26 protein-coding genes are annotated in these 24,216 nt (G+C 63.2%); 8 read left to right on the plus strand and 18 right to left on the minus strand.

Annotated elements, in window-relative coordinates; translation table 11 throughout:
- Nucleotides 1–149 precede the first annotated feature (149 nt).
- The 6 genes from dapC to AC1PPK_RS20295 all read left to right on the plus strand — a co-directional run bounded on the left by dapC (nt 150) and on the right by AC1PPK_RS20295 (nt 6,175).
- Nucleotides 150–1,364 carry a succinyldiaminopimelate transaminase gene (gene dapC / locus AC1PPK_RS20270; protein WP_481114815.1) on the plus strand — a complete coding sequence of 405 codons (1,215 nt, stop codon included), beginning with the start codon at nt 150–152 and terminating at the stop codon, nt 1,362–1,364.
- A gap of 17 nt (nt 1,365–1,381) precedes the next feature.
- Nucleotides 1,382–2,212, plus strand: a complete 831-nt coding sequence (dapD, locus tag AC1PPK_RS20275; RefSeq protein WP_481118243.1) for a 2,3,4,5-tetrahydropyridine-2,6-dicarboxylate N-succinyltransferase — start codon at nt 1,382–1,384, stop codon at nt 2,210–2,212.
- Nucleotides 2,213–2,272: 60 nt separating this feature from the next.
- Nucleotides 2,273–3,454 (plus strand): PilT/PilU family type 4a pilus ATPase, encoded by a 1,182-nt coding sequence (locus AC1PPK_RS20280; RefSeq protein ID WP_481114816.1) that lies wholly within the window; start codon nt 2,273–2,275, stop codon nt 3,452–3,454.
- Between the two features lie 9 nt (nt 3,455–3,463).
- The gene (gene dapE, locus AC1PPK_RS20285) at nt 3,464–4,627 is read left to right on the plus strand and encodes a succinyl-diaminopimelate desuccinylase (RefSeq protein ID WP_481114817.1); all 1,164 of its coding nucleotides are present in this window, start codon (nt 3,464–3,466) and stop codon (nt 4,625–4,627) included.
- Nucleotides 4,624–5,583 carry a 50S ribosomal protein L3 N(5)-glutamine methyltransferase gene (gene prmB / locus AC1PPK_RS20290; RefSeq protein ID WP_481114818.1) on the plus strand — a complete coding sequence of 320 codons (960 nt, stop codon included), beginning with the start codon at nt 4,624–4,626 and terminating at the stop codon, nt 5,581–5,583. Before dapE ends, prmB begins: the two co-directional genes overlap by 4 nt.
- Nucleotides 5,584–5,725: 142 nt before the next feature.
- A complete protein-coding gene (locus AC1PPK_RS20295; RefSeq protein ID WP_481114819.1) occupies nt 5,726–6,175 on the plus strand; it encodes a response regulator in 450 nt (149 codons plus the stop codon).
- A 15-nt stretch (nt 6,176–6,190) separates the two neighbouring features.
- Here the strand turns inward: AC1PPK_RS20295 and AC1PPK_RS20300 are convergent, their stop codons facing one another.
- From AC1PPK_RS20300 to AC1PPK_RS20355, 12 genes are all read right to left on the minus strand, one after another.
- Nucleotides 6,191–6,691 (minus strand): glutathione peroxidase, encoded by a 501-nt coding sequence (locus tag AC1PPK_RS20300; RefSeq protein WP_481114820.1) that lies wholly within the window; start codon nt 6,689–6,691, stop codon nt 6,191–6,193.
- Nucleotides 6,688–6,882, minus strand: a complete 195-nt coding sequence (gene iscX, locus AC1PPK_RS20305) for a Fe-S cluster assembly protein IscX (protein ID WP_481114821.1) — start codon at nt 6,880–6,882, stop codon at nt 6,688–6,690. The genes AC1PPK_RS20300 and iscX overlap by 4 nt, the downstream gene beginning before the upstream one ends.
- Entirely contained in the window at nt 6,882–7,223 is a 342-nt protein-coding gene (gene fdx / locus AC1PPK_RS20310; protein WP_481114822.1) for an ISC system 2Fe-2S type ferredoxin, read from the minus strand. Before fdx ends, iscX begins: the two co-directional genes overlap by 1 nt.
- Before the next feature lie 23 nt (nt 7,224–7,246).
- Nucleotides 7,247–9,115 (minus strand): Fe-S protein assembly chaperone HscA, encoded by a 1,869-nt coding sequence (hscA, locus tag AC1PPK_RS20315; protein WP_481114823.1) that lies wholly within the window; start codon nt 9,113–9,115, stop codon nt 7,247–7,249.
- Entirely contained in the window at nt 9,115–9,645 is a 531-nt protein-coding gene (gene hscB / locus AC1PPK_RS20320; RefSeq protein WP_481114824.1) for a Fe-S protein assembly co-chaperone HscB, read from the minus strand. The genes hscA and hscB overlap by 1 nt, the downstream gene beginning before the upstream one ends.
- A 53-nt stretch (nt 9,646–9,698) precedes the next feature.
- Nucleotides 9,699–10,022 (minus strand): iron-sulfur cluster assembly protein IscA, encoded by a 324-nt coding sequence (gene iscA, locus AC1PPK_RS20325; protein ID WP_374479566.1) that lies wholly within the window; start codon nt 10,020–10,022, stop codon nt 9,699–9,701.
- Between the two features lie 14 nt (nt 10,023–10,036).
- On the minus strand, nt 10,037–10,420 hold the full coding sequence (iscU, locus tag AC1PPK_RS20330) for a Fe-S cluster assembly scaffold IscU (RefSeq protein WP_079433533.1): 384 nt from the start codon (nt 10,418–10,420) through the stop codon (nt 10,037–10,039).
- A gap of 13 nt (nt 10,421–10,433) precedes the next feature.
- The gene (locus AC1PPK_RS20335; RefSeq protein ID WP_481118244.1) at nt 10,434–11,645 is read right to left on the minus strand and encodes an IscS subfamily cysteine desulfurase; all 1,212 of its coding nucleotides are present in this window, start codon (nt 11,643–11,645) and stop codon (nt 10,434–10,436) included.
- Between the two features lie 43 nt (nt 11,646–11,688).
- A complete protein-coding gene (locus AC1PPK_RS20340; protein ID WP_481114825.1) occupies nt 11,689–12,837 on the minus strand; it encodes a cysteine desulfurase family protein in 1,149 nt (382 codons plus the stop codon).
- A 16-nt stretch (nt 12,838–12,853) separates the two neighbouring features.
- Complete coding sequence (gene iscR, locus AC1PPK_RS20345) at nt 12,854–13,342, minus strand: Fe-S cluster assembly transcriptional regulator IscR (RefSeq protein WP_481114826.1); 489 nt, start codon at nt 13,340–13,342, stop codon at nt 12,854–12,856.
- A 99-nt stretch (nt 13,343–13,441) separates the two neighbouring features.
- Entirely contained in the window at nt 13,442–14,203 is a 762-nt protein-coding gene (gene cysE, locus AC1PPK_RS20350) for a serine O-acetyltransferase (protein ID WP_481114827.1), read from the minus strand.
- A 93-nt stretch (nt 14,204–14,296) separates the two neighbouring features.
- Nucleotides 14,297–15,019 (minus strand): RNA methyltransferase, encoded by a 723-nt coding sequence (locus AC1PPK_RS20355; protein WP_481118245.1) that lies wholly within the window; start codon nt 15,017–15,019, stop codon nt 14,297–14,299.
- Nucleotides 15,020–15,097: 78 nt separating this feature from the next.
- Here AC1PPK_RS20355 and AC1PPK_RS20360 point away from each other — a divergent pair, with 78 nt between their 5' ends.
- Nucleotides 15,098–15,904, plus strand: coding sequence for an inositol monophosphatase family protein (locus AC1PPK_RS20360; RefSeq protein ID WP_481114828.1), 807 nt, complete (start codon nt 15,098–15,100; stop codon nt 15,902–15,904).
- A 41-nt stretch (nt 15,905–15,945) separates the two neighbouring features.
- Entirely contained in the window at nt 15,946–16,530 is a 585-nt protein-coding gene (locus AC1PPK_RS20365; protein ID WP_481114829.1) for an arylesterase, read from the plus strand.
- 11 nt (nt 16,531–16,541) lie between these two features.
- On the opposite strand, the gene AC1PPK_RS20370 is transcribed toward AC1PPK_RS20365, so the two are convergent.
- The 6 genes from AC1PPK_RS20370 to infB form a co-directional block, all read right to left on the minus strand.
- Nucleotides 16,542–17,126, minus strand: a complete 585-nt coding sequence (locus tag AC1PPK_RS20370; protein ID WP_481114830.1) for a class I SAM-dependent methyltransferase — start codon at nt 17,124–17,126, stop codon at nt 16,542–16,544.
- Nucleotides 17,127–17,319: 193 nt separating this feature from the next.
- Complete coding sequence (gene pnp / locus AC1PPK_RS20375; protein WP_481114831.1) at nt 17,320–19,419, minus strand: polyribonucleotide nucleotidyltransferase; 2,100 nt, start codon at nt 19,417–19,419, stop codon at nt 17,320–17,322.
- 197 nt (nt 19,420–19,616) lie between these two features.
- Nucleotides 19,617–19,886, minus strand: a complete 270-nt coding sequence (gene rpsO, locus AC1PPK_RS20380) for a 30S ribosomal protein S15 (protein WP_481114832.1) — start codon at nt 19,884–19,886, stop codon at nt 19,617–19,619.
- 74 nt (nt 19,887–19,960) lie between these two features.
- Entirely contained in the window at nt 19,961–20,878 is a 918-nt protein-coding gene (gene truB, locus AC1PPK_RS20385) for a tRNA pseudouridine(55) synthase TruB (protein ID WP_481114833.1), read from the minus strand.
- Between the two features lie 48 nt (nt 20,879–20,926).
- Nucleotides 20,927–21,343, minus strand: a complete 417-nt coding sequence (gene rbfA / locus AC1PPK_RS20390; RefSeq protein ID WP_481114834.1) for a 30S ribosome-binding factor RbfA — start codon at nt 21,341–21,343, stop codon at nt 20,927–20,929.
- 3 nt (nt 21,344–21,346) lie between these two features.
- Nucleotides 21,347–24,202, minus strand: coding sequence for a translation initiation factor IF-2 (gene infB, locus AC1PPK_RS20395; protein WP_481114835.1), 2,856 nt, complete (start codon nt 24,200–24,202; stop codon nt 21,347–21,349).
- Between the last annotated feature and the right edge of the window lie 14 nt (nt 24,203–24,216).

Below are 24,216 nucleotides of genomic sequence, written 5' to 3' on the forward strand. Positions count from 1 at the left end.
TGGCGGCCGCCGCTATAATACCACCGGCCCAAAACGAGGCCACAGGGCAGACCGCTCTCCCCCGCGCCGCGCCGACAGCGGCCAAGCCGGGCCCCGCGCCGGCGCAATGAATGCCCGTCGAGGGCCAAAACACAGGACATCCGCCGAAAGTGAATCCGCATCTCCAGGAACTCCACCCTTATCCCTTCGAAAAGCTTCGGGCCCTGTTGGACGGCATCGTGCCGCCGGCCGAGTATTCGCCGATCCGCCTGTCCATTGGCGAACCGCAGCACGCCACGCCGGCCTTCATCCGCGACACGCTGATCGACAACCTCGGCGGCCTGGCCAACTACCCCACCACCCAGGGCTCCGAACAGCTGCGCCAGTCCATCGCCGGCTGGCTGGAGCGCCGCTATGGCCTGCCCTCCGTGAATGCCGGCACCCAGGTGCTGCCGGTCAATGGCTCCCGCGAGGCACTGTTCGCCTTCGCCCAGTGCGTCGTCGACGGCTCCAAGCCCGGTGCCCTGGTGGTCTGCCCGAACCCGTTCTATCAGATCTACGAAGGCGCGGCCTACCTCGCCGGCGCCCAGCCCTACTTCATCAACAACCTGCCGGACGACAACTTCGGGTCGAACTTCGACGCCATCCCCGAAGCCGACTGGCAGCGCATCCAGCTCGTTTACGTCTGCTCGCCCGGCAACCCGACCGGCCGTGTGCTGTCGCTGGACGAGTGGAAGCGCCTGTTCGAGCTGTCCGACCGCTACAACTTCGTGATCGCCGCCGACGAGTGCTACTCGGAGATCTATTTCGACGACGACAACCTGCCGATCGGCGGCCTCGAAGCCGCGCATCGCCTCGGCCGCAGCGACTTCCGCAACGTGGTGATGTTCTCCAGCCTGTCCAAGCGCTCCAACGTGCCGGGCATGCGCTCCGGCTTCGTAGCCGGCGATGCGGCCATCCTCAAGCGCTTCCTGCTGTACCGCACCTACCACGGCTGCGCGATGAGCCCGTCCGTGCAGGCGGCCTCCGCTGCAGCCTGGAACGACGAAGCCCACGTGGCCGAGAACCGCCGCCAGTACCGCGAGAAATTCGACCGCATCACCCCGCTGATTGCCGCCCATCTGGAGGTCGAACGCCCCGACGCGGGCTTCTACCTGTGGTCACGGGTGGACAAGCTGGGTCTCAGCGATACCGAATTCGCCCGCCGCCTGCAGGCCGAATATAATGTAACGGTTCTGCCCGGCAGCTATCTGGCGCGCGAAGCCCACGGCGTCAATCCTGGCGCTGGGTTTGTCCGTATCGCGCTGGTGGCCGAACTGGCAGAGTGTGTCGAGGCGGCCACCCGAGTCGCCACTTTCGCCCAACGACTTTCGAACAATTCATGACTGCATCCATTCACATCATGCCCAATCACGAAAACCCCTTCGCCACCCTCATCGAGGAACTGTGGGAGCGCCGCGCCGACCTGTCGGCCACCAGCGCCACCAAGGAGCAGATCGAGGTCATCGAGCACGTGATCGAAGAGCTGGACCAGGGCAAGCTGCGCGTCGCCGAAAAGATCAACGGCGAGTGGGTCACCCACCAGTGGATCAAGAAGGCCGTGCTGCTGTACTTCCGCACCCATGACAACAAGATCATGCAGGGCGGCGACACCCGCTACTTCGACAAGGTGCCGACCAAGTTCGACAACTACGACGCCCACGACTTCACCGCTGGCGGCTTCCGCGTCGTGCCGAACGCCGTGGCGCGCAAGGGCAGCTTCATCGGCAAGGGTGTCGTGCTGATGCCCTCCTACGTGAACATCGGCGCCTACGTCGGCGAAGGCACCATGGTCGACACCTGGGCCACCGTCGGCTCCTGTGCCCAGATCGGCAAGAACGTGCACCTGTCCGGCGGCGTCGGCATCGGTGGCGTACTCGAGCCCCTGCAGGCCAACCCGACCATCATTGGCGACAACTGCTTCATCGGCGCCCGCTCTGAGGTCGTCGAAGGTGTCATCGTGGAAGACAACTGCGTCATCTCCATGGGCGTGTATATCAGCCAGAGCACCAAGATCTACGACCGCGCCACCGGCGAAATCACCTATGGCCGCGTCCCCGCCGGCTCCGTGGTGGTCAGCGGCAACCTGCCCTCCGCCGATGGCAAGTACAGCCTGTACTGCGCGGTGATCGTCAAGAAGGTGGATGCCCAGACCCGCGCCAAGACCAGCATCAACGAACTGCTGCGCGACTGACCTTTTCCCCCTTCACGGGCCGCCCTTGATGGGCGGCCCTGTTCATTTCCGGGCCGCCCGATGATCATCGACAAGCTCTTCGCCCTGATGGCCGAAAAGAAGGCCTCGGACATCTTCATTACCGTCGGCACCCCGATTCATATCAAGATTGACGGCAACACGCTGCCGATCAATCAGCAGTCGATGGATCCGACGATGATCCACCGCATGGCCTACGAAATGATGTCGCCCGAGCAGATCGAGCGCTTCGAGAAGTACAAGGAGATGAACCTCTCCTTCGGCCGGCGGGACATGGGCAACTTCCGCATCAACATCTTCTGGCAGCGCAACAGCATCGCCATCGTCGTCCGCTACATCCTCGGTGACATTCCGCGCCTGGACAGCCTGGGCCTCCCGCCGGTGTTGTCCGAAGTGATCATGGAAAAGCGCGGCCTCGTACTGGTGGTCGGCGCCACCGGCTCCGGCAAGTCGACGACCATCGCGTCGATGATCGACTACCGCAACGAGAACCGCTCCGGTCACATCCTGACCATCGAAGACCCGATCGAATACCTGTTCAAGCACAAGATGTCGCTGGTTAACCAGCGCGAGATCGGCAGCGACACGCTGGACTGGCAGAATGCACTGCGTAGCGCGATGCGCCAAGCTCCCGACTGCATCCTGATCGGCGAAATCCGCGACCGGGAGACCATGCAGGCTGCCCTCGCCTACGCCCAGACCGGCCACCTGTGCCTGGCCACGCTGCACGCCAACAACGCCTACCACGCACTCAACCGCATCTTCAGCTTCTTCCCACTGGACGCCCGCACGCTGCTCTCCCTCGACCTCGCTGCGACGCTGCGCTGCATCATCTCCCAGCGCCTCGTCAGACGTCCCGACGGCGGCCGCATTCCAACGGTGGAGATCCTGCTGCACTCCCGCCAGGTGGCCGAACTGATCGAACGCGGCGAGATCTCGGCGATCCGCGAAGCCATGGAGCAGAGCCTGGCGCAAGGCTCCCGCACCTTCGAGCAGGATCTTTTCCGCCTCTACAAGGAAAAGTACATCACCCTTGAAGAGGCCCTGGCCAACGCCGACTCGCCCACCAATCTGTCGTGGCTGATCAACAATGCGCAGATCGGCCCCACCGGCACCAGCGACAAGAACAAGGCCAAGCCGCCCTCCACCATCGACTTCGAGCAGACCGAGCCCGACGGCTCCTCCTTCCGGGAGTTCACCCTCGAACTCAACAATGACGACTGACAACAAGACATGAACGCCCCCCAGACCACGGACCTGCCGACCCAGGCCCTGACCCGCGAACTCATCGCCCGCCCGTCCGTCACCCCGCAGGATTCTGGCTGCCTCGAACTCATCGCTGCCCGCCTCGCCCCACTTGGCTTCGTCTGCGAACGCATCGACGGCGGCGGCGTCAGCAACCTGTGGGCGCGCCGCGGCACACAGAGCCCACTGGTGGTCTTTGCCGGCCACACGGACGTCGTCCCCACCGGCCCTCTGGCCGAATGGCACTCCGATCCCTTCGTGCCCACCGAACGCGACGGCTTCCTGTACGGCCGCGGCGCCGCCGACATGAAGTCGTCCCTGGCCGCCTTCGTGACCGCCATCGAGGCCTTCGTCGCCGCCCATCCCGACCACGCCGGCTCGATTGCCCTGCTACTGACCTCCGACGAGGAAGGTGATGCCACCCATGGCACCACGTTGGTCGTCGAGACCCTCAAGGCCCGCGGTGAGAAGCTCGATTACTGCATCGTCGGGGAGCCGACCTCCGTCGATACACTGGGCGACACGATCAAGAACGGCCGCCGCGGCAGCCTGTCCGGCAAGCTGACCGTGAAGGGCGTGCAGGGCCACATCGCCTACCCGCACCTGGCCAAGAACCCCATCCACCTGGCCGCGCCGGCCCTCGCCGAACTCGCGTCCGTCACCTGGGACGAAGGCAACGAATACTTCCCGCCCACGTCCTGGCAGATGTCCAACATCAAGGCCGGCACCGGCGCCACCAACGTGATTCCCGGCGCGCTGGAAGTGCTGTTCAACTTCCGCTTCGCCACCGTACATACCGCTGACGACCTGAAGGCCAAGGTCCATGCAATCCTCGACCGCCACGGCCTCGACTACGACCTGGCCTGGACCCTCGGTGGTAAGCCCTTCCTGACGCCCCGCGGCAGTCTGGTGACGGCCCTGTCCGGCGCGATCCGCGACACCGTCGGCCTGGAAACCGAACTGTCTACCACCGGCGGCACCTCCGACGGCCGTTTCATCGCCGACATCTGCCCACAAGTCGTCGAATTCGGCCCGGTGAACGCCACCATCCACAAGCTCAACGAGTGCATCGCGGTAGACGCCATCGAGCCCCTGTCCGCGATCTACCGCCGCACCCTCGAAAACCTGCTGACTGCATCGGAACCGGCATGACCCACAACGACGAACACGAGCACGCGCATGACCACGATCACGATCACGAGGACGAGCATGAACACGAGCATGGCCCGCTGGCCGAGCTCGTTACCGTGCGCGACTGGATTCGTTACGGGGTCACCCGCTTCAACCGGGCCGGCTGCTTCTACGGCCACGGCCTGCAGGACGCCTACGACGAAGCCGTCTATTTGATCCTGCACACCCTCGCGCTACCCCTCGACCGCCTCGACCCTTTCCTCGATGCCTGCATCCCCAGCGACGAGCGGGTGGAAATTTTCGAGGTCATCGAGAAGCGTGCCAGCGAGCGTCTGCCTGCGGCCTACATCACCGGCGAAGCCTGGCTCGGGGATTTCCGCTTCAAGGTGGATCCGCGGGTCATCATCCCCCGCTCCTACTTTGCCGCGCTGCTGCATGAGGGCTTCAGCCCGTGGATCAGCGATCCGGAAGCCGTCACCTCGGCGATGGACATGTGCACCGGCTCCGGCTGCCTGGCCATCCTGATGGCGCATGCCTTCCCCAACGCCGAGATCGTCGCCGTAGACATCTCCCAGGACGCCCTCGATGTCGCCGCCGAGAACATCGCCGCCTATGGTCTTGAAGACCGCATCAAGCTGGTGCTGTCGGACGGCTTTGCGGCGGTTCCCGGACAGAAGTTCGACTTCATCCTCAGCAACCCGCCCTACGTCACGCAGGAATCCATGGACAACCTGCCGGCCGAATACCTGCACGAACCCGGCCTGGCGCTCGGCTCCGGCGAGGACGGCCTTGACCTGGTCCGCAAGCTACTGGCCGACGCGCACCGCTTCCTGACGCCGGATGGCCTGCTGGCCATCGAAGTCGGTCACAACCGGCACATCGTCGACGAAGCCTTCCCCAGCCTCGCCCCGACCTGGGTATCCGCCCCGGGCGGCGACGACAAGATTTTTGTCCTCGAAGCCGGTCAACTATCGTAAAAGTGGTTTTCAGCGAGAAATCGGTCAACCTCTTCCTGCTCCTGCCGTACTTATGATCATGCGCGGGGCTGGCCCCTTCCGGATCCAGTCCCCCTAACGGAAAGACAAACGCAAGAACATAAGGCAGGATCAAGGAGTCCCTATGGCGACCGATCGCCCGATTCTTCTCGTCGAGGACAATCCTGACGACGAGGCCCTGACGCTGAGGGCATTCAGCAAGAACAAGATCAGCAACCAGGTGGTGGTCGCCAGGGATGGGGTCGAAGCACTGGATTACCTGTTCTGCACGGGGCTACACGCGGCGCGTGACCCGCTGGTGATGCCGGCTTTCGTGCTTCTCGACCTCAAGCTGCCGCGCATCGACGGCCTTGAAGTTCTGCGCCGCATCCGCGCGGACGAGCGCACCGTACTCCTGCCGGTGGTCGTACTGACCACCTCGAAGGAACATCAGGACATCTCCGAAGCCTACCGCCTCGGCGCCAACAGCTACATTCGCAAACCGGTGGATTTCGAGCGCTTTCTGCAGGCCGTCGGGCAACTTGGCCTGTACTGGCTGTCGCTCAACGAACCATCGGAACCAACGACACCTTAGGCGCCCGGCCCTGCACTAACCCAGCAGCGCCTCGATGTCCGGCATAAGATCGGCAGGCGGCGTCGTCGGCGCATAGCGCCTGAACGGCATGCCCGCCTTGTCTACGAGAAACTTGGTGAAATTCCACTTGATCAGCTGGGTGCCAAGCACGCCGGGCAGCGCAGTGGTCAGAAAGCGGAACAGCGGATGGGCTGCAGCGCCATTGACATCTACTTTCTCGCTCAAGGGGAAGCCGACGCCATAGTTGCGCTCGCAGAACTGCGCGATGTCCGGCGCCTCACCGGGTTCCTGGCCCCCGAACTGGTTGCACGGAAAACCAAGTACCACCAGCCCGCGCCCGGCGTAGGTTTCATGCAGCTTTTGCAGGCCTGCATATTGAGGGGTAAATCCACAGCGGCTGGCGGTGTTGACGACCAGCACCACTTTGCCGGCGAAATCCGCCAGCGGAATCGACACCGTACCATCCAGGCTCCGGAATTCGAAGCCGTGGATGGTAGCCGGTGCCGCGGGAGTCATTCGGTCTCCTCAATCCAGGCCTGCTGGATCGCCTCCAGCACACGCTCGCCGCAGTGCTTTGGGTCGTCATTGAATTCGGGCAAGGCCATGATCCAGCGCATCAGGTCCACGAAATTGATCCGCGTCGGATCGGTGTCGGGATGCGTATCGGCAAGCTGGATGGCGATTTCCTGCACATCGGTCCATTTCATCAGTGCTTCCCCTCCCGCGCCATGTTGATGGAGTACTTCGGGATTTCCACCGTCAGCGGGGTTTCCCCGACGATAGCCTGGCAGGACAGGCGGGAGGTCGGCTCCAGGCCCCAAGCCTTGTCCAGCAAATCCTCCTCCAGCTCCTCGGCGGCTTCCAGACTGTTGAAGCCGTCGCGTACGACCACGTGACAGGTCGTACAAGCACAGGATTTCTCACAAGCATGTTCGATTTCGATGCCATTGGCGAGCAGGCTGTCGCAAATGCTCTGGCCGGGTTCAGCCTCGATGACAGCCCCTTCCGGGCAGAGTTCCACATGGGGCAGCACAATCAATGTCGTCATGATTCTTGTCCGTCCGGATTCGTTCAGATCCGGATCTCGTCAATCTTGTGGCCCGCCAGCGCACCGCGGATGCTCTTGTCCATGCGGCGCGAGGCGAACTCGTTGGAAGCGCGGTTGAAAACCTCCAGCTGGATCTTGATGGCGCGTGCGTCCTGGCCTTCCGCTGCGCGGCGCAAGGCCGCAATGGCAGCATCCAGCTCCGCCCGCTCGGCCTCGTTGAGCAATTCGCCGTCGGCTTGCAGCGCCTTTTCGGTCGCCTCGATCACGCGCTCGGCTTCGACCTGCTGTTCCTTCAGCGCACGCACTTCCATGTCGTTCTGGGCGTGCTCGAAACCGGCCTTCAGCATCTCGGCGATCTCGTCATCGGCAAGGCCATAGGACGGCTTCACCTCGACGCGCGCCTCGACGCCGGTGGTCTGCTCCCTTGCGGAAACGGACAGCAGGCCGTCGGCGTCCACCTGGAAGGTCACGCGGATGCGCGCCGCACCGGCCACCATCGGCGGGATGCCGCGCAGCTCGAAGCGGGCCAGGGAGCGGCAGTCGGACACCAGTTCGCGCTCACCCTGCACCACGTGGAAAGCCATCGCACTCTGGCCATCCTTGAAGGTGGTGAAGTCCTGCGCCCGGGCGGTGGGAATCGTCGAATTGCGCGGAATGATCTTCTCGACCAGCCCGCCCATCGTCTCGATGCCGAGGGACAGGGGGATCACGTCAAGCAGCAGCCATTCGTCTTCGGTCGCCCGGTTGCCGGCCAGCACATTGGCCTGCATCGCGGCACCGACGGCGACGACGGTATCCGGATCGAGGTTGGTAAGCGGGGTTTGCCTGAAGAGCTCGCCGACTGCCCGCTGCACGTGGGGCATGCGCGTCGCGCCACCAACCATCACCACACCCTTCACGTCCTCCGGCGACAGGTTGGCGTCCCGCAGGGCTTTCTTGACCGGCTTGAGGGTTTTACTGACCAGGTTGGCGGTGATCTCGGCGAAGACCTGGCGTTCAATGACCAGGTCTACTTCGTCGCCATTTTCGAGCGAGGTACGGATCGGCACGGACTCGTCGAGGGTCAAGCGCTCCTTGACCTCCCGCGCCTTCATCAGCAGGCGGCGGGAATCCCGGTCGGACGGCAGCGAGATGCCGGCGTTGTCGAGGATCCAGCAGAACAGGCGATGATCGAAGTCGTCGCCGCCCAAGGCTGCGTCGCCGCTGGTCGCCACCACCTCGAAGACCCCGCGCGACAGGCGCAGGATGGAAATATCAAAGGTACCGCCGCCGAGGTCATAGACCGCGTAGATGCCTTCCGACGCGTTCTCGAGGCCGTAGGCGATCGCCGCTGCAGTCGGTTCGTTGAGCAGGCGCAGCACGTTGAGGCCGGCAACCCGCGCCGCGTCCTTGGTCGCCTGACGTTGGGCGTCGTCGAAATAGGCCGGCACCGTGATCACCGCGCCGGTCAGTTCGCCACCGAGACTATGCTCGGCGCGCTGGCGCAGGTTTTTCAGGATTTCAGCGGAGACCTCGACCGGGCTCTTGACGCCCTGGACAGTACGCAGGCGCACCATTCCCTCGGCGTCCACGAAGTCGTAGGGCATCGTCTCCACATGGGCGACGTCCTTCAGACCGCGGCCCATGAAACGCTTCACGGACACGATGGTGTTGCGCGGGTCGATCGCCTGGGCGGCCTGGGCCGAGCGGCCGATGTCCACCTGCCCGCCCGGCAGGTAACGCACGACGGACGGCAGCAGCATCTTACCGTTCTCGTCCTGCAGACATTGGGGCACGCCGTTGCGCACCGTGGCCACCAGCGAATTGGTCGTGCCCAGGTCGATGCCCACTGCCAGCCGATGCTGGTGAGGGGCCGTGGACATGCCCGGTTCGGAAATTTGCAGCAGAGCCATCAGGATTCCAGCGCCGTCAAGGCGTCATTGATTTCGTGTTGCAGCTTCTCGAGGAACTTGAGGCGGCGCACCGTATCGGCCGCGGCCTCCAGATCACCGGCGGTGTCGAACTCGGCTTGCAGCTGTTCGACCAACCCCTTCGTGTCATGCCGGATGCGCCGGGCGAGATCGTCCAGCACATCCTCGTCGGCCGCCTCGCGGGCTTCTTCCAGCGCCTCGCGCCACTCCATCTGCTCCATCAGGAACTCGGCGGACATGGCGGTATTGGTCTCGAAGGCCGGATCGACGCCCTTCAGCTCAAGCAGGTACTGGCCACGGGCAAGCGGGCTCTTGAGGGTCCGGAAGGCTTCGTTGGCCCGCGTCGCCCATTGCATGGACAGGCGCTTTTCGGCGTCCGACAGATGGGCGAAACGATCCGGATGGACCCGGCCCTGCATCTCGAGGTAAGCCTGCTCGAGACGATCCAGGTCAACGGCGAAGCGCGGCTCAAGGCCGAACAGCTCGAAGAAATCCTGCTTCATGTCGAGCATGTCAGCCCTCCCCCGCGCCCTGAGAGTGAAACGTTTCGTGGAACGACGTCATCCTAGACCGAGAAGCTCTCGCCGCAACCGCACTCGCCCTTGACGTTCGGGTTGTTAAACTTGAAACCTTCGTTCAAGCCCTCGCGCACGAAGTCGAGCTCGGTGCCATCCATGTAGGGCAGGCTCTTCGGATCGATCAGCACCTTCAGGCCGTGGCTCTCGAAGACGACGTCCTCCGGCAGCACCTCATCGGCGAATTCCAGCTTGTAGGCCATCCCGGAACACCCCGACGTACGCACGCCCAGGCGAATGCCGACGCCCTTGCCGCGCTTGGCGATGAAGTTGCCGATGTGCTTTGCAGCCTTGTCGGAGAGGGTTACTGCCATGATCACGTTTCCTTTCAGCCGTTGTGCTTCTTCTTGTAATCCTCGACCGCCGCCTTGATGGCGTCCTCAGCCAGGATCGAGCAGTGGATCTTCACCGGCGGCAGGGCCAGTTCCTCGGCGATGGCGGTGTTCTTGATTTCCAGCGCCTGATCGAGGGTCTTGCCCTTCACCCATTCGGTGACGAGGGAACTGGAAGCAATAGCCGAGCCACAACCGTAGGTCTTGAACTTGGCGTCTTCGATCACGCCGTCCTTGCCAACCTTGATCTGCAGCTTCATCACGTCGCCGCAGGCCGGTGCACCGACCATGCCAGTACCGACGTCTTCGTCTTCCTTGCCGAACGCACCGACGTTACGGGGGTTCTCGTAGTGATCCAGAACTTTTTCGCTGTATGCCATTTTCGCTCTCCTGTCAGTGCGCAGCCCACTGCACGGTATCCAGATCGATGCCTTCCTTGAACATGTCCCACAGGGGCGACAGTTCGCGGAGCTTGCCGATCTTGTGCTGCAGCAGATCAATTGTGTAGTCGATTTCCTCGACCGTCGTGAAGCGGCCGATGGTGAAACGGATGGAACTGTGGGCCAGTTCGTCATTGCGGCCAAGGGCACGCAACACGTAGGACGGCTCCAGGCTGGCCGACGTGCAGGCCGAACCGCTGGACACGGCGATGTCCTTGATCGCCATGATCAGCGACTCGCCTTCAACGTAGGCGAAGCTGATGTTCAGATTGTGCGGCACGCGATGCGCCATGTCGCCGTTCACGAAGGTTTCCTCGATGGCGGACAGGCCTTCCAGCAGACGGTCGCGCAGCGCGCCGATGCGCTTGTTCTCTTCCACCATTTCCAAGCGGGCCAGGCGGAAGGCTTCGCCCATGCCGACGATCTGGTGCGTCGCCAACGTGCCGGAACGCAGGCCGCGCTCATGGCCTCCGCCGTGCATCTGGGCTTCCAGGCGCACACGCGGCTTGCGACGCACGTACAGGGCGCCGATGCCCTTCGGGCCGTAGGTCTTGTGGGCGCTGAAGGACATCAGATCCACCTTCAGCTTGGACAGGTCGATGTCGACCTTGCCGGTGGCCTGAGCCGCATCCACATGGAAGACGATGCCCTTGTCGCGGCAGATCTCGCCGATCTCGGCGATCGGCTGGACCACGCCGATTTCGTTGTTCACGAACATCACCGACACGACGACGGTGTCCGGGCGGATGGCCGCCTTCAGGACGTCCAAGTCGATCAGGCCGTTTTCCTGCACGTCCAGGTAGGTCGCCTCGAAGCCCTGGCGCTCCAGTTCGCGCACGGTGTCGAGAACCGCCTTGTGCTCGGTCTTGACGGTGATGATGTGCTTGCCCTTGCCGGAGTAGAAGTGCGCGGCACCCTTGATCGCCAGGTTGTTGGATTCGGTGGCGCCGGAGGTCCAGATGATCTCCTTCGGATCGGCGTTCACCAGCGCCGCGACTTCCTCGCGAGCTTCCTCGACGGCCTTCTCGGCTGTCCAGCCGAAGGCGTGGCTACGGGATGCCGGGTTGCCGAACAGCTCCGTGAGGTAGGGAATCATCTTCTCCGCCACGCGGGGATCCACCGGCGTCGTTGCCGAGTAGTCGAGGTAGATCGGAAACTTGAGCATCTTCATCTTCTCCGTGCTGCAAAAATTTAATTGTTCCAGTCACTTAGACCGCCATGGCGGCAAGCGTTCGGAGGTTTTCGAGGTTCTCGTGAAGCGCCCCCAGAAAACCATCCACATCCTGTTCCGTACTGCCGTCGCCGAGGCTGACGCGTACCGCCGAGCGGGCCAGCCCAGCCTCGACGCCCATCGCCACCAGCGTGTGCGAAGGCTCGGGATTGGCGCTGGAACACGCGGAGCCGCTGGCCACCGCATACCCCGCCCGATCGAGCTTGCCGACCAGGGTCTCGCCATCCACTCCTGCCATCGCGAAAAAGCTGGTGTTAGCCAGGCGTTCGGCTCCCGCCGAAAAAATCTTCGCCCCGACGGCAACCAGACCACGCTCCAGGCGTTGCTGCAGCCTGGCCTGGCGTTCCGTGCGATCACGGCGCAAGGCCACTGCGCGCTCACAGGCGGCTCCGAAGCCCACGATGGCCATCACATTCTCGGTACCGGAACGCAGATTCCGTTCCTGGCCACCACCGGCGATCAACGGGGCGAGTTCGACCCGCTTGTCGACGATCAGCGCACCCGCGCCGATCGGCCCGTAGATCTTGTGTGCCGACAGAGTAAGACCGTGCACGCCGAGCGCCCGGAAATCCACATCGATCTTGCCCAGAGCCTGCACCGCATCGCAGTGCATCCAGCCACCGCGGGCGCGGACTTGCGCCGCCAGCGCAGGCACGTCCTGGATCACGCCGGTCTCGTTGTTGGCCAGCATCACCGACACCAGCTTCGGTTTGTCGGCAAGCAGACGTTGGAAATCCGACATGTCGAGGCGCCCTGCCCCATCCACGGCGATCTCTTCGCAGCGCCAGCCCGCGCGCTGCAGTTGCCGCGCCGGCTCCCGCACGCAGGGATGCTCGATGGCACTGATCGCCACCAGACCCGGCTTGAGGTTGGCCGCCGCGCCCTTGATGAAGAAGTTGTTGGCCTCTGAGCCGCCGCTCGTGAAGACGACCTCGGTCGGGTGGGCATTGACCGCCGCCGCCACCTGGGCGCGAGCTTCATCGATGGCCTTGCGTGCCGCGCGGCCGTATTCGTGGCGGCTCGACCCGTTGCCAAAGCGCTCACCGAACCACGGCGACATCGCTTCCCTGACCTGCGGGTCGAGGGGCGTCGTCGCGTTGTGATCCAGGTATACGGGGGCGAACACGGGCCGTCCTTGTCACTCAGGCGGTGAGTTGCAGTTTGTCGGTGGACTTGCCGGCCGCCGGCGTGCGCTCGTCGTGGAGTACTGCCACCTGTGCACACTTCTGCCGCTGCTGCTCGACGAGACTGGCCAGCGTCACCGAATGGAGGTACTCGTACATTCGGCGATTGAGGTTGGTCCACAACTCGTGGGTCATGCAGCGCTGCTCGTCCTGGCAGTTTTCCTTGCCACCACAGGAGGTTGCATCCAGCGGCTCATCCACCGCCGCGATGATGTCCGCCACGGTGATGGAGGCCATATCCCGCGCCAGCGCGTAGCCGCCACCGGGCCCGCGCACGCTGCTGACCAGTTCGAAACGGCGCAGCTTGCCGAACAGTTGCTCGAGATAGGAAAGGGAGATCTTTTGGCGATCGGCGATCCCGGCCAGCGTCACCGGGCCGTCCGCGCAACGCAGCGCGAGATCGATCATTGCCGTGACAGCAAAACGACCTTTGGTTGTGAGTCTCATATCGGCTCCCGGGGCTGGTGAAAGAATAGTTGAATATTTCGGTCAACAATACCAAACCCGACAAATTCAATCAACTATTTTCCCGCCCTCATCAGGCAGTCAGTCGACCATCTTTCCCAGTCCCTTCGGATCGAAGGCGTCTTCCGCCCTGGCCGTGCCTTCCACGCAGATTCCTGCGTCAACAAGCTTCTCCACCAGAACACGGATCCGCCGATCCGTCTCGACCGCATGATCGAGCAGGCCATGCAGCGCCTTGGAAACCGGGTCATCAAGATCTTTCGTCACGCCATAGGCGGTAAAGCCGATCTGCTCCGCCTTGGCCTCACGCTCCCGATTCGATTTGTCATCCGCAGCGACGATACGCGCCGGATTGCCGACCGCCGTCGCGCCGGCGGGGACCGGCTTGACGACCACCGCATTGGAACCCACCTTGGCCCCGTCGCCAACCTCAAAGCCACCCAACACCTTGGCACCGGCACCAATGACGACACCACAACCAAGCGTCGGATGCCGCTTTGTACCGCGATAAAGCGAGGTCCCTCCCAGGGTGACCCCCTGATAGATCGTACAGCCGTCGCCAATCACAGCGGTCTCGCCGATGACGACGCCCATACCATGGTCGATGAAGACCCGACGCCCGATGGTTGCCCCTGGATGAATTTCGACGCCAGTCAGCATCCGGGCCACATGGCTGGTGAAGCGCCCGACCCAATAAAAACCACGCGACCACGCCGCGTGGGCAAAACGATGCAGCCACAAGGCGTGCATCCCGGGATAGCAGGTCAGCACTTCCCACTTGGAGCGTGCGGCTGGATCGTGTTCGAGAACATTGGCCAGATCTTCACGCAGACGACGGAACATGAAAGGGGACCCCCTGAACTGAAGTGCACTGACACAGGCCCGCCTGCAGGCCGAAACCCGCGGCAGGCCCTGTTTATTTCCGACTATTTTAGTCTACTTTTTTTCGAAGGCGCTCAACATTCCGCGCAGAATGTTGATCTCGTCCTTTTCGAGACGAATCCGCCCGTACAGGCGACGCAGACGCGGCCACAAGCGCTTCGAACTTTCCGGATTGAAGAAGCCGCTTGCGGTGATTGCCCGATCCAAATGGGCATAAAAGCCCTCGATCTGCTCATGGGTCGCCGGTTCGAACTCGGTTGCAGGCGCCCGCCCTGGGTTGACCGCGGCCATGCGCAGTTCGTAGCACAGCAACTGCACGGCAGCGCCCAGATTGAGGGACGAATAGGTCTCACTGACCGGGATCTTCACCGGCATGTGGCACAAGGCGACATCCTCGTTGGACAACCCTTTGGTCTCGTTGCCGAAGACCAGCGCCACGTCGCCACTGCCTGCCAGCTGGATCACGTCCGCCGCCGCCTCCCGCGCCCACTTCATCGGCACGGCAAGCTCGCGCCGACGCGCGGTGAGAGCGGCCGCGAAGACTGTGCCTTCCAGCGCCTCCGCCAGCGTCTCCACGACTCGCGCGGATTCGAGGATATCGTCGGCCCCCGCCGCACGGGCAGTGGCGACCGGATCCGGAAAAGACTGGGGACTGACCAGCACCAGCTGCGACAGACCCATGGTTTTCATGGCCCGAGCAGCGGCGCCGATATTGCCGGGGTGACTGGTGCGGGTGAGGACAACACGCACGCGCTCAAGCGCGCCATCGTTGTTCATATTAAAATAAGCGGTTTTCCGAATTAGAGTCAACCGGTGGGCATCCGATGCCCGTGCCGGCAGAGCTCGCCAGACACCATGCATCCCACACTGAACATTGCCATTAAGGCCGCGCGCCGCGCTGCCACCGTCATCAACCGGGCTTCTCTCGATGTGGACCTGCTCCGTGTCGAGGTCAAGAGCCCCAACGATTTTGTGACGGAAGTGGATCGCGCCGCAGAAGAAGCCATCATTCAGGTTCTCCGCGAGGCCTATCCGAGCCACAGCATTCTAGCAGAAGAGTCCGGCGAGACCGGCCCGGAGGCCGAAACCGAGTACCAGTGGATCATCGATCCCCTCGACGGCACCACTAACTTCATCCACGGCTTCCCCCAGTACGCGATCTCCATCGCCCTGGCCCGCCGCGGCATCGTGGAACAGGCAGTCGTCTTCGATCCCAACCGCAACGAGCTGTTCACCGCCTCCAAGGGGGCCGGCGCCTTCTTGAACGACCGCCGCATCCGCGTCTCCAAGCGGGTCAAACTGCAGGACGCGCTGCTCGGCACCGGCTTCCCCTATCGCCAGTTCACGCACGCCGACACCTACCTGGCGATCTTCAAGGAACTCACGCAGAAGACCGCTGGCCTGCGCCGCCCGGGCGCCGCGGCCCTCGACCTGGCCTACGTCGCTGCCGGCCGCCTCGACGGTTTCTGGGAATTCGGCCTCTCGCCGTGGGACACCGCTGCCGGCAGCCTGCTGATCAGCGAAGCGGGCGGCCTGATCAGTGATCTGTCCGGTGAAGCCGACTACCTCAATACCGGCAATGTGGTCGCCGGCACGCCAAAGATCTTCCCTGCCCTGCTGCAGATCATCCAGGGCCACTGCGGCGACAAGCTCAGCGCCTGAACCCCACGATGACGCTGGCGCCTGTTCTCCGCACGCTGTGCATGAGCATGCTGCTGGCGTGCTGCCCGGCATGGGCCGCCAGCAAGATCCTGGTATGGGGCGACAGCCTTTCCGCGGGCTACGGCCTGCGGCCGCAGGAAGCCTGGCCGGTGCTGCTTGAGCAGAAGATCGGCATGGCCAAATTGCCTTACGAAGTAGTAAATGGCAGCATCAGCGGCGAAACCACGGCAGGCGGCCTCAGCCGTCTGCCGACCGCCCTGCAGACCCACAAGCCCGCCATCGTGATCATCGAGCTCGGCGCCAACGACGGGCTGCGCGGCCTACCGGTCAAGGCCATGAGTGCCAACCTGCAGGGCATGATCGATGCCAGCCGCCAGGCCGGCGCCAAGATCCTGCTGATCGGCATGCGCATGCCGCCCAATTACGGTCCGAGCTACACCAGTGCGTTTGAGGGAACCTATCGGGACCTGGCCAAGGCCAACCGGACCCGCCTCGTTCCTTTCCTGATGCAGGGTTTTGCCGACCGCCCGGACCACTTCCAGCAGGACGGCATCCATCCAATTGCCGCCGCCCAGCCGCTGATCGTCGATACGGTCTGGCAGGAACTCCGCCCCCTGCTCCGCTAAGAAAGCCTCAGCTAAGTCGCCGCCGCCGGCAAGCGCAACGACGGCGCATGCCCCTTCACCGCACAAATCCGCTGGATGACCGCCGGCTTCGGCTCATTCACCTCCCCCTGCTCGTAAGCGAGAACAGTGCATGAGCCCGAAACGCGCTCGAAGAGTTCATGGGAGCGCAGCAAGAAATCCGGATTGCTCGGCTTGCCAAAGCGCTCATTGCCAATCATGAAGGTCTCGTAGATCAGGACCCCGCCATGGGCCAGCGCGGTCAGCAACAAGGGCAGGCGCGGCCGATAGAGATAATTGGTGACCACGATCGCATCGAACTGGCGCCCCTCATAAGGCCAGGGCCCCTCTTCCAGATCGACGTCCCGTGTAATGACATGAGGCACAGCCGCCAGCAACTCCAGCGCCACCGCATCCCGATCCACCGCCTCGACCCGGAATCCCCGCCCTGCCAGCCAGCGCGCGTGACGACCGCCGCCACAGGCAAGATCGAGAACCTCCCCCCCGCAGTAATCAAAGGTGCGAAACGCGTCACCCACGGTGACGGCGTCAATACAGACATCTGATGACGCATCATTTTCCAGACTCCAAGCCGACACGCAATCTGCGGCCCTCACTCACCAAGCAGTTATCACAAGCACTCAGGACAGCTCGCTCCCGCCAGAGCCACCCCCCTGCACCCGATTCTAAGCCGACGACCGGCCTTATCCGCAAGGCCGCGCAACTTGCGCTACCCAAAATGAAGAAGGGCGCTTACGCGCCCCTCTTCCCATTACAAGTCAGTCCGCGTTATTACTGCGGAGCCTGCTCGTTCAGGAGTGCCTTCATGGACAGGCGCACGCGACCCTTTTCGTCGGTCTCGAGCACCTTCACGCGCACGACCTGACCTTCCTTGAGGTAGTCGGACACGGCATTGACGCGCTCGTTGGCGATCTGGGAAACGTGCAGCAGACCATCGCGGCCCGGCAGGATGTTGATGATCGCGCCGAAATCGAGAATACGGACCACCGGACCTTCGTAGACCTTGCCCACTTCGACTTCAGCGGTGATCTCTTCGATGCGCTTCTTGGCTTCCTGGGCGCCCTCGGCGCTGACGGAGGAAATCGTCACGTTGCCGTCGTCGGTGATCTCGATGACGGTGCCGGTTTCTTCCTGCAGGCCACGGATCACCGCACCACCCTTGCCGATCACGTCACGGATCTTCTCGGGGTTGATCTTCAGCGTGATCATGCGCGGCGCGAAGGTGGACACTTCGCCACGGGCTTCGCCCAGCGAGGTCTTCATCAGGCCGAGGATGTGCATGCGGCCTTCCTTGGCCTGGGCCAGCGCGACCTGCATGATCTCCTTGGTGATGCCGAGGATCTTGATGTCCATCTGTAGTGCGGTCACCCCCTTCTCGGTACCCGCCACCTTGAAGTCCATGTCGCCGAGGTGATCTTCGTCACCGAGGATGTCGGTCAGCACGGCGAACCGACCGCCGTCCTTGATCAGACCCATAGCGATGCCGGCCACCGGCGCGGTCAGCGGCACACCGGCGTCCATCATGGCCAGGGAACCACCGCAGACGGACGCCATGGAGCTGGAGCCGTTGGATTCGGTGATCTCGGACACCACACGAACGGTGTAGCTGAACTCTTCCTTGCCCGGCAGCACCGCAGCCAGCGCTCGTTTGGCCAGACGGCCGTGGCCGATTTCGCGACGCTTCGGGGAGCCGAAACGACCACACTCACCGGTAGAGAACGGCGGGAAGTTGTAGTGCAGCATGAAACGCTCGCGGTACTCGCCGGCCACCGCGTCGATGATCTGTTCGTCGCGGCCGGTGCCGAGAGTGGTGACCACCAGCGCCTGGGTTTCACCACGGGTGAACAGCGCGGAGCCGTGGGTACGCGGCAGAACGCCGACGCGGATGTCGATCGGGCGAACGGTGCGCGTGTCGCGACCATCGATACGCGGCTCGCCGCTGAGGATGCGGCCACGGACGACCTTGGCTTCCAGATCGAAGATGATGTTGTTGACGGTATTCGCGTCGAACTCCACGCCTTCTGCGGTCAGCGCGGCGTGCACTTCGGCACCGATAGCGGACAGCTGCGCGGAACGGGCCTGCTTCGCGGTGATGCGGAAGGCTTCCTCGATCTTGGCGCCGGCGATCTCCGTCACGCGGGCGATCAGCGTCTCGTTCTTGGCGGGCGCCTGCCAATCCCATTCGGGCTTGCCGGCCACATCGACCAGTTCGTTGATCGCGTTGATGGCAGCCTGCATCTGGGTGTGGCCGAACACCACACCACCCAGCATCACATCTTCCGGCAGCTCCAGAGCTTCGGATTCGACCATCAGCACAGCGCTCTCGGTACCGGCAACAACCAGATTCATCTGGCTGGTTTCCAGTTGGGAAGCGGTCGGGTTGAGGATGTACTCGCCGTTTAGGTAGCCGACGCGACACGCGCCGATCGGGCCTGCAAACGGGATGCCTGCAATCGCCAGCGCTGCGGAGGCGGCGATCATCGCCGGGATGTCCGCATCCACTTCGGGATTCAGGGACACGACCTGGGCAATGACCTGCACTTCATTGTAGAAACCATCCGGGAAGAGCGGACGGATCGGACGGTCGATCAGGCGGGAGGTCAGCGTCTCCTTCTCGGTCGGACGGCCTTCACGCTTGAAGAAGCCACCGGGGATACGGCCCGCAGAGTAGAACTTCTCGACGTAGTCGACAGTAAGAGGGAAGAAATCCTGGCCCGGCTTGGCGTTCTTGGCCGCCACTACGGTCGCCAGCACGACGGTGTCGTCCATATTGACGAGAACCGCACCATGGGCCTGGCGGGCGATCTCGCCGGTCTCCAGGATCACGGTATGGGAGCCGTAGGTGAAACTCTTCTTGATTGCGGTAGGCAAAGGAGGTCCTTTCATTCAATCGGCAGGCGGCAAACCACAACCGCACAGATAGCCGAGGTCACGCGCCGTTCTCTCTGGCGCACAGATGTGACAAAGCCGGCGAAGCCACTCGGACTTACACCGGCTGTGCCCATGATCAAACCTGCGCAAAATGCGCCAGGAATGTCACGTTCAGTAACGAAGCTACGTCTATCCGCTTACTTGCGCAGACCAAGGCGGGCGATCAGCTCACGATAGCTGTCGACGTTCTTGCGCTTCAGGTAGTCGAGGAGCTTGCGACGCTGGCTCACCATCATCAGCAGGCCGCGGCGGGAATGGTGATCCTTGACGTTAACCTTGAAGTGGCCGGTCAGATCGTTGATGCGGGCGGTAAGCAGAGCGACTTGCACTTCCGGAGAACCGGTGTCGCCCTTGGCGCGCGCGTAGTCGCCAACGATTTGCGCTTTTTGTTCAGTGGAGATTGCCATTGTTTAACTCGGTTAGATTTAGCCTTGCGAAGCGCGCGATTATATCGAACGCCAGCGGGATTACTCAAGAAATTTCATTGGGTGCCTGTTGACATCAGACGGGTTGGCACCAACACACCGCCTTCGGTGAGCGTTCCCACACCGAGAAAACGCTCGTCATGATAAACACGCAACAGCACGCCTGCAGCCCCCTCTTCTACCGTGACCGACTGGCCATGGGTGAAGCTGCGCATGCGGGCCTCGTCCAGGAGCTGAACCCCCATGTGCGACAACAAGGCGTCGACCGGCGCCAGGCGGGCATCCCGCTCTTCCAGCGAGAGCACCTCGAAATCGGCCAGCGGCGTCGCCACATCCAGCGTGAAGGGGCCGATATACGTGCGGCGCAACGCCGTCAGATGCGCGCCACAGCCCAGCAAGGCGCCGAGATCGGAGGCCAGCGTACGCACATAGGTTCCCTTGCTGCACGCCACCCGGACACGCAGACTGTCGCCTTCACGCTCCAGGCACTCGAAGCGATGGATCGTCACCCGGCGGGGCTCGCGCGGGATCTCGATGCCAGCACGTGCATACTCGTACAAGGCCTTGCCATGGTGCTTGAGCGCCGAATACATCGGCGGCACCTGCTCGATCTCACCGCGCAGACGCTCCATAGCCGCTTCAATGTCAGCGTCGGACACCTGCACCTCCGCGCGGGCGAGCACTTCGCCCTCCGCGTCGGCCGTGGTGGTAGTGACGCCGAGCAACACCGTCGCGTCGTAGCCCTTGTCGGCGTCGAGCAGGGTCTGGGAAAACTTCGTCGCCTCGCCGAAGGTCAGCGGCAACAAGCCGCTTGCCATCGGGTCAAGCGTGCCTGTATGGCCAGCCTTGGCGGCGTTCAGCAGCCACCGGGCCTTCTGCAGCGCATGGTTGGACGTCATGCCGACGGGCTTGTCGAGAAACAGCACGCCATCGACGACACGCCGCTGGATGCGGCGCTGGGGAGCTTTAGTCAAACAGGAAATTCCAGAAAAAGCGGCAGCGCATGAGCGCTGCCGGCAGTATCAGGCCGCAGTGTCGGGCTTGCTGTCTTCTTTCGGCTCGCCACCTTCATCGGCGGCGAACTGGCGATCGGCCTCGACAGCCTTATCGATCAAGGCCGAAATCCGGTTGCCGGTTTCGACGGAAGGATCGTAATGGAAGTGCAGCTCGGGCAGCGTATGGATACGCACCCGACGCCCCAACTCGCGACGCAGGAAGCTGCTGGCACGACGCAGCCCCTTCAGGATTTCTTCGAGCCCTTCCTGCCCTTTCATCGAGGTGAAGAACACCTTGGCGTGGGCATAGTCGGGGGTGATCTCCACGTCGGTCAGCGTAATGAAACCGACGCGGGGATCCTTCACTTCCAGGCGGATCAGCTCGGCCAGTTCGCGGCGGATCTGCTCCGCCACGCGCTGGCCACGGGAAAACTCCTTCGGCATGGCTTACAGCGTCCGGGCGATTTCCTGGATCTCGAAGATCTCGAGCTGGTCGCCTTCCTGAAGATCGTTGAAATTGCGAACCTGCAGGCCGCACTCGTAGCCGAACTTGACTTCCTTGACGTCGTCCTTGAAACGCTTGAGCGATTCGAGTTCGCCGCTGTGGATGACCACGTGGTTGCGCAGCACGCGAACCAGCGAGTTGCGCTTGACCAGACCTTCCAGCACGTAACAACCGGCGATGGTGCCGACCTTGGAGATCGTGAAGACCTGACGGACCTCAACCATACCCAGGACCTGCTCGCGCTTTTCGGGGGCCAGCATGCCGGACAACGCGCTCTTAACCTCATCGACGGCGTCGTAGATGATGTTGTAGTAGCGCAGATCCACGCCGAAGGTCTCAGCCAGCTTGCGGGCATTGGCATCGGCACGGATATTGAAGCCGATGATCACCGCACCGGAAGCCTGGGCCAGGTTGACGTCGGATTCGCTGATCGCGCCGACACCACCGTGGATGACCTGCACGCGAACCTCGTCGGTGGACAGCTTGACCAGCGAGTGGGCCAGCGCTTCCTGGGAACCTTGCACGTCGGCCTTGATGATCAACGGCAGGGTCTTCACCTCGCCCTCGCCCATCTGTTCGAACATGCTCTCCAGCTTGGCAGCCTGCTGCTTGGCCAGCTTCACGTCGCGGAACTTGCCTTGACGGAACAGGGCGATTTCACGCGCCTTGCGCTCGTCGGCCAGCGCCACAACCTCGTCACCTGCCCCCGGAACCTCGGACAGACCGAGAATCTCGACCGGGATGGACGGACCGGCCTCTTCGATGGGCTTGCCGTTTTCGTCGAGCATGGCACGGACGCGACCGAAGGTAGCGCCAGCCAGCAGTACGTCACCACGACGTAGGGTGCCGGACTGGACCAGCAGCGTGGCCACCGGGCCGCGGCCCTTGTCGAGACGAGCTTCGATGATCAGGCCCTTGGCCATGGACTCCTGCGGAGCCGTCAGCTCAAGCACTTCGGCCTGCAGCAGGATGGCTTCGAGCAGGTCGTCGATGCCCTGACCGGTCTTGGCCGAGACTTCGACGAACATGGTGTCGCCGCCGTAGGCTTCCGGCACCACGCCCTCGGCAATCAGTTCCTGGCGCACGCGCTCAGGGTTGGCGCCCGGCTTGTCGATCTTGTTGACCGCCACGATCAGAGGCACTTCCGCAGCCTTCGCATGGTGGATGGCTTCCTTCGTCTGCGGCATCACGCCATCGTCCGCCGCCACAACCAGCACCACCAAGTCGGTGGCCTTGGCACCACGGGCACGCATCGCCGTAAAGGCCTCGTGACCCGGGGTATCCAGGAAGGTCACCATGCCACGCTCAGTTTCCACATGGTAGGCGCCAATGTGCTGGGTAATGCCGCCCGCTTCGCCGGCAGCCACCTTGGCACGACGAATGTAGTCGAGCAGCGAGGTCTTGCCGTGGTCGACGTGGCCCATGACGGTCACCACCGGAGCACGCGGCTCCAGCACGACATCCTTGTGCTCGGCGCTTTCTTCCAGGAAGGCGTCCGGATCGTCCAGCTTGGCCGCCATCGCCTTGTGGCCCATTTCCTCGACGATGATCATCGCCGTGTCCTGGTCCAGCACCTGGTTGATGGTGACCATCGTGCCCATCTTCATCAGGGCCTTGATGACCTCGGTAGCCTTGACCGCCATCTTGTGGGCAAGGTCGGCAACAGAGATGGTCTCCGGAACGTGCACTTCACGCACGATGGGCTCGGTCGGGGCAACGAAACTCTGGGTGTCCTGTTGACGGCCGCCATTGCGGCCACCGCTGCGACCACCGCCACGCCAGCCGCCGGCACCACCTGTGGTATCGCCACGAGTTTTGATGCCTGCGCCACGACGCTTGGAGTCTCCAACCGCCTCCTTGGCAACCACTTTCTTGCCGTCCTTGCTGCGCGCCCCCTTGTCGTCCGCCTTGGCAGGCTTGTGGAGGGTGCCGGACTTGGATGCAGCCTCACCTTCGGCCTTGGCCTTTTCAGCCGCCGCCTGACGCTGCTTCTCTTCTTCGGCACGCTGCAGCATCGCAGCGCGAGCACGCGCCTCGCGCTCCTGCTTTTCCTTCAGATCGGCCGCCTGACGGGCAGCCAACTCGGCACTCCGTTGAGCTTCGCGCTCACGGGCGGCTTTTTCTTCGGGCGACAGGATCGAACCGACGACTACGCGGCGCACCGGGCGCTGCTGCGCTGCATCCTTGGCAGGCGCAGCAGCGACAGCTTCACGCACCTCCGGCGCGGGGGCGGCAACAGCCTCCTTGGCCTCGACCACGGGCTCCGGCGCCACGACTTCGATAACGGGCTCGGGCTCAGGCTCGGGAACCGGTTCGGGTTCGGGCTCAGGCTCCGGAGCGACCTCGACGACGGGTTCCGGCTCCTGCACGGGCTCGGGGGCCGGGGTCGGCTCCACTTCCATCTCTTCGACGAGCATTTCGACCTCAGGAACGACAACCGTTGCGTCAGCGTCAGCCAGTTCGGCCGCCGATGCGGTTGCAGTCTCGGGCACCAGCGTTTCATCGCGCTTCACGAAGACGCGCTTCTTGCGCACTTCGACCTGCACGGTACGCGCACGCCCGGTGGAGTCGGTCGCCTTGATCTCGCTGGTCTGCTTGCGGGTCAGGGTGATCTTCGCCTTGGACGCGGAGTCGCCGTGGGCGCGACGGAGAAAGTCGAGAAGACGATTCTTGTCCTGCTCGGAGAGCAGATCGGTTTCCTTCGCCTTGTCTACGCCAGCCTTCTGCAACTGCTCGAGCAACACGGAGGCCGGCATCTTAAGTTCGCCGGCAAATTGTGTAACGGTTGTCTGTCCCATCTTGATGAACCTCC

The organism is Zoogloea sp. JDB1, assembly GCF_056724025.1.

What these genes read in the sequence shown, in the direction of transcription:
- dapD (WP_481118243.1), top strand. Translation starts at nt 1,382, where the DNA reads ATGCCCAATCACGAAAACCCCTTCGCCACCCTCATCGAGGAACTGTGG.
- AC1PPK_RS20280 (WP_481114816.1), top strand. Translation starts at nt 2,273, where the DNA reads ATGATCATCGACAAGCTCTTCGCCCTGATGGCCGAAAAGAAGGCCTCG.
- dapE (WP_481114817.1), top strand. Translation starts at nt 3,464, where the DNA reads ATGAACGCCCCCCAGACCACGGACCTGCCGACCCAGGCCCTGACCCGC.
- prmB (WP_481114818.1), top strand. Translation starts at nt 4,624, where the DNA reads ATGACCCACAACGACGAACACGAGCACGCGCATGACCACGATCACGAT.
- AC1PPK_RS20295 (WP_481114819.1), top strand. Translation starts at nt 5,726, where the DNA reads ATGGCGACCGATCGCCCGATTCTTCTCGTCGAGGACAATCCTGACGAC.
- AC1PPK_RS20300 (WP_481114820.1), bottom strand. Translation starts at nt 6,691, where the DNA reads ATGACTCCCGCGGCACCGGCTACCATCCACGGCTTCGAATTCCGGAGC.
- iscX (WP_481114821.1), bottom strand. Translation starts at nt 6,882, where the DNA reads ATGAAATGGACCGATGTGCAGGAAATCGCCATCCAGCTTGCCGATACG.
- fdx (WP_481114822.1), bottom strand. Translation starts at nt 7,223, where the DNA reads ATGACGACATTGATTGTGCTGCCCCATGTGGAACTCTGCCCGGAAGGG.
- hscA (WP_481114823.1), bottom strand. Translation starts at nt 9,115, where the DNA reads ATGGCTCTGCTGCAAATTTCCGAACCGGGCATGTCCACGGCCCCTCAC.
- hscB (WP_481114824.1), bottom strand. Translation starts at nt 9,645, where the DNA reads ATGCTCGACATGAAGCAGGATTTCTTCGAGCTGTTCGGCCTTGAGCCG.
- iscA (WP_374479566.1), bottom strand. Translation starts at nt 10,022, where the DNA reads ATGGCAGTAACCCTCTCCGACAAGGCTGCAAAGCACATCGGCAACTTC.
- iscU (WP_079433533.1), bottom strand. Translation starts at nt 10,420, where the DNA reads ATGGCATACAGCGAAAAAGTTCTGGATCACTACGAGAACCCCCGTAAC.
- AC1PPK_RS20335 (WP_481118244.1), bottom strand. Translation starts at nt 11,645, where the DNA reads ATGCTCAAGTTTCCGATCTACCTCGACTACTCGGCAACGACGCCGGTG.
- iscR (WP_481114826.1), bottom strand. Translation starts at nt 13,342, where the DNA reads ATGAGACTCACAACCAAAGGTCGTTTTGCTGTCACGGCAATGATCGAT.
- cysE (WP_481114827.1), bottom strand. Translation starts at nt 14,203, where the DNA reads ATGTTCCGTCGTCTGCGTGAAGATCTGGCCAATGTTCTCGAACACGAT.
- AC1PPK_RS20355 (WP_481118245.1), bottom strand. Translation starts at nt 15,019, where the DNA reads ATGAACAACGATGGCGCGCTTGAGCGCGTGCGTGTTGTCCTCACCCGC.
- AC1PPK_RS20360 (WP_481114828.1), top strand. Translation starts at nt 15,098, where the DNA reads ATGCATCCCACACTGAACATTGCCATTAAGGCCGCGCGCCGCGCTGCC.
- AC1PPK_RS20365 (WP_481114829.1), top strand. Translation starts at nt 15,946, where the DNA reads ATGAGCATGCTGCTGGCGTGCTGCCCGGCATGGGCCGCCAGCAAGATC.
- rpsO (WP_481114832.1), bottom strand. Translation starts at nt 19,886, where the DNA reads ATGGCAATCTCCACTGAACAAAAAGCGCAAATCGTTGGCGACTACGCG.
- rbfA (WP_481114834.1), bottom strand. Translation starts at nt 21,343, where the DNA reads ATGCCGAAGGAGTTTTCCCGTGGCCAGCGCGTGGCGGAGCAGATCCGC.
- infB (WP_481114835.1), bottom strand. Translation starts at nt 24,202, where the DNA reads ATGGGACAGACAACCGTTACACAATTTGCCGGCGAACTTAAGATGCCG.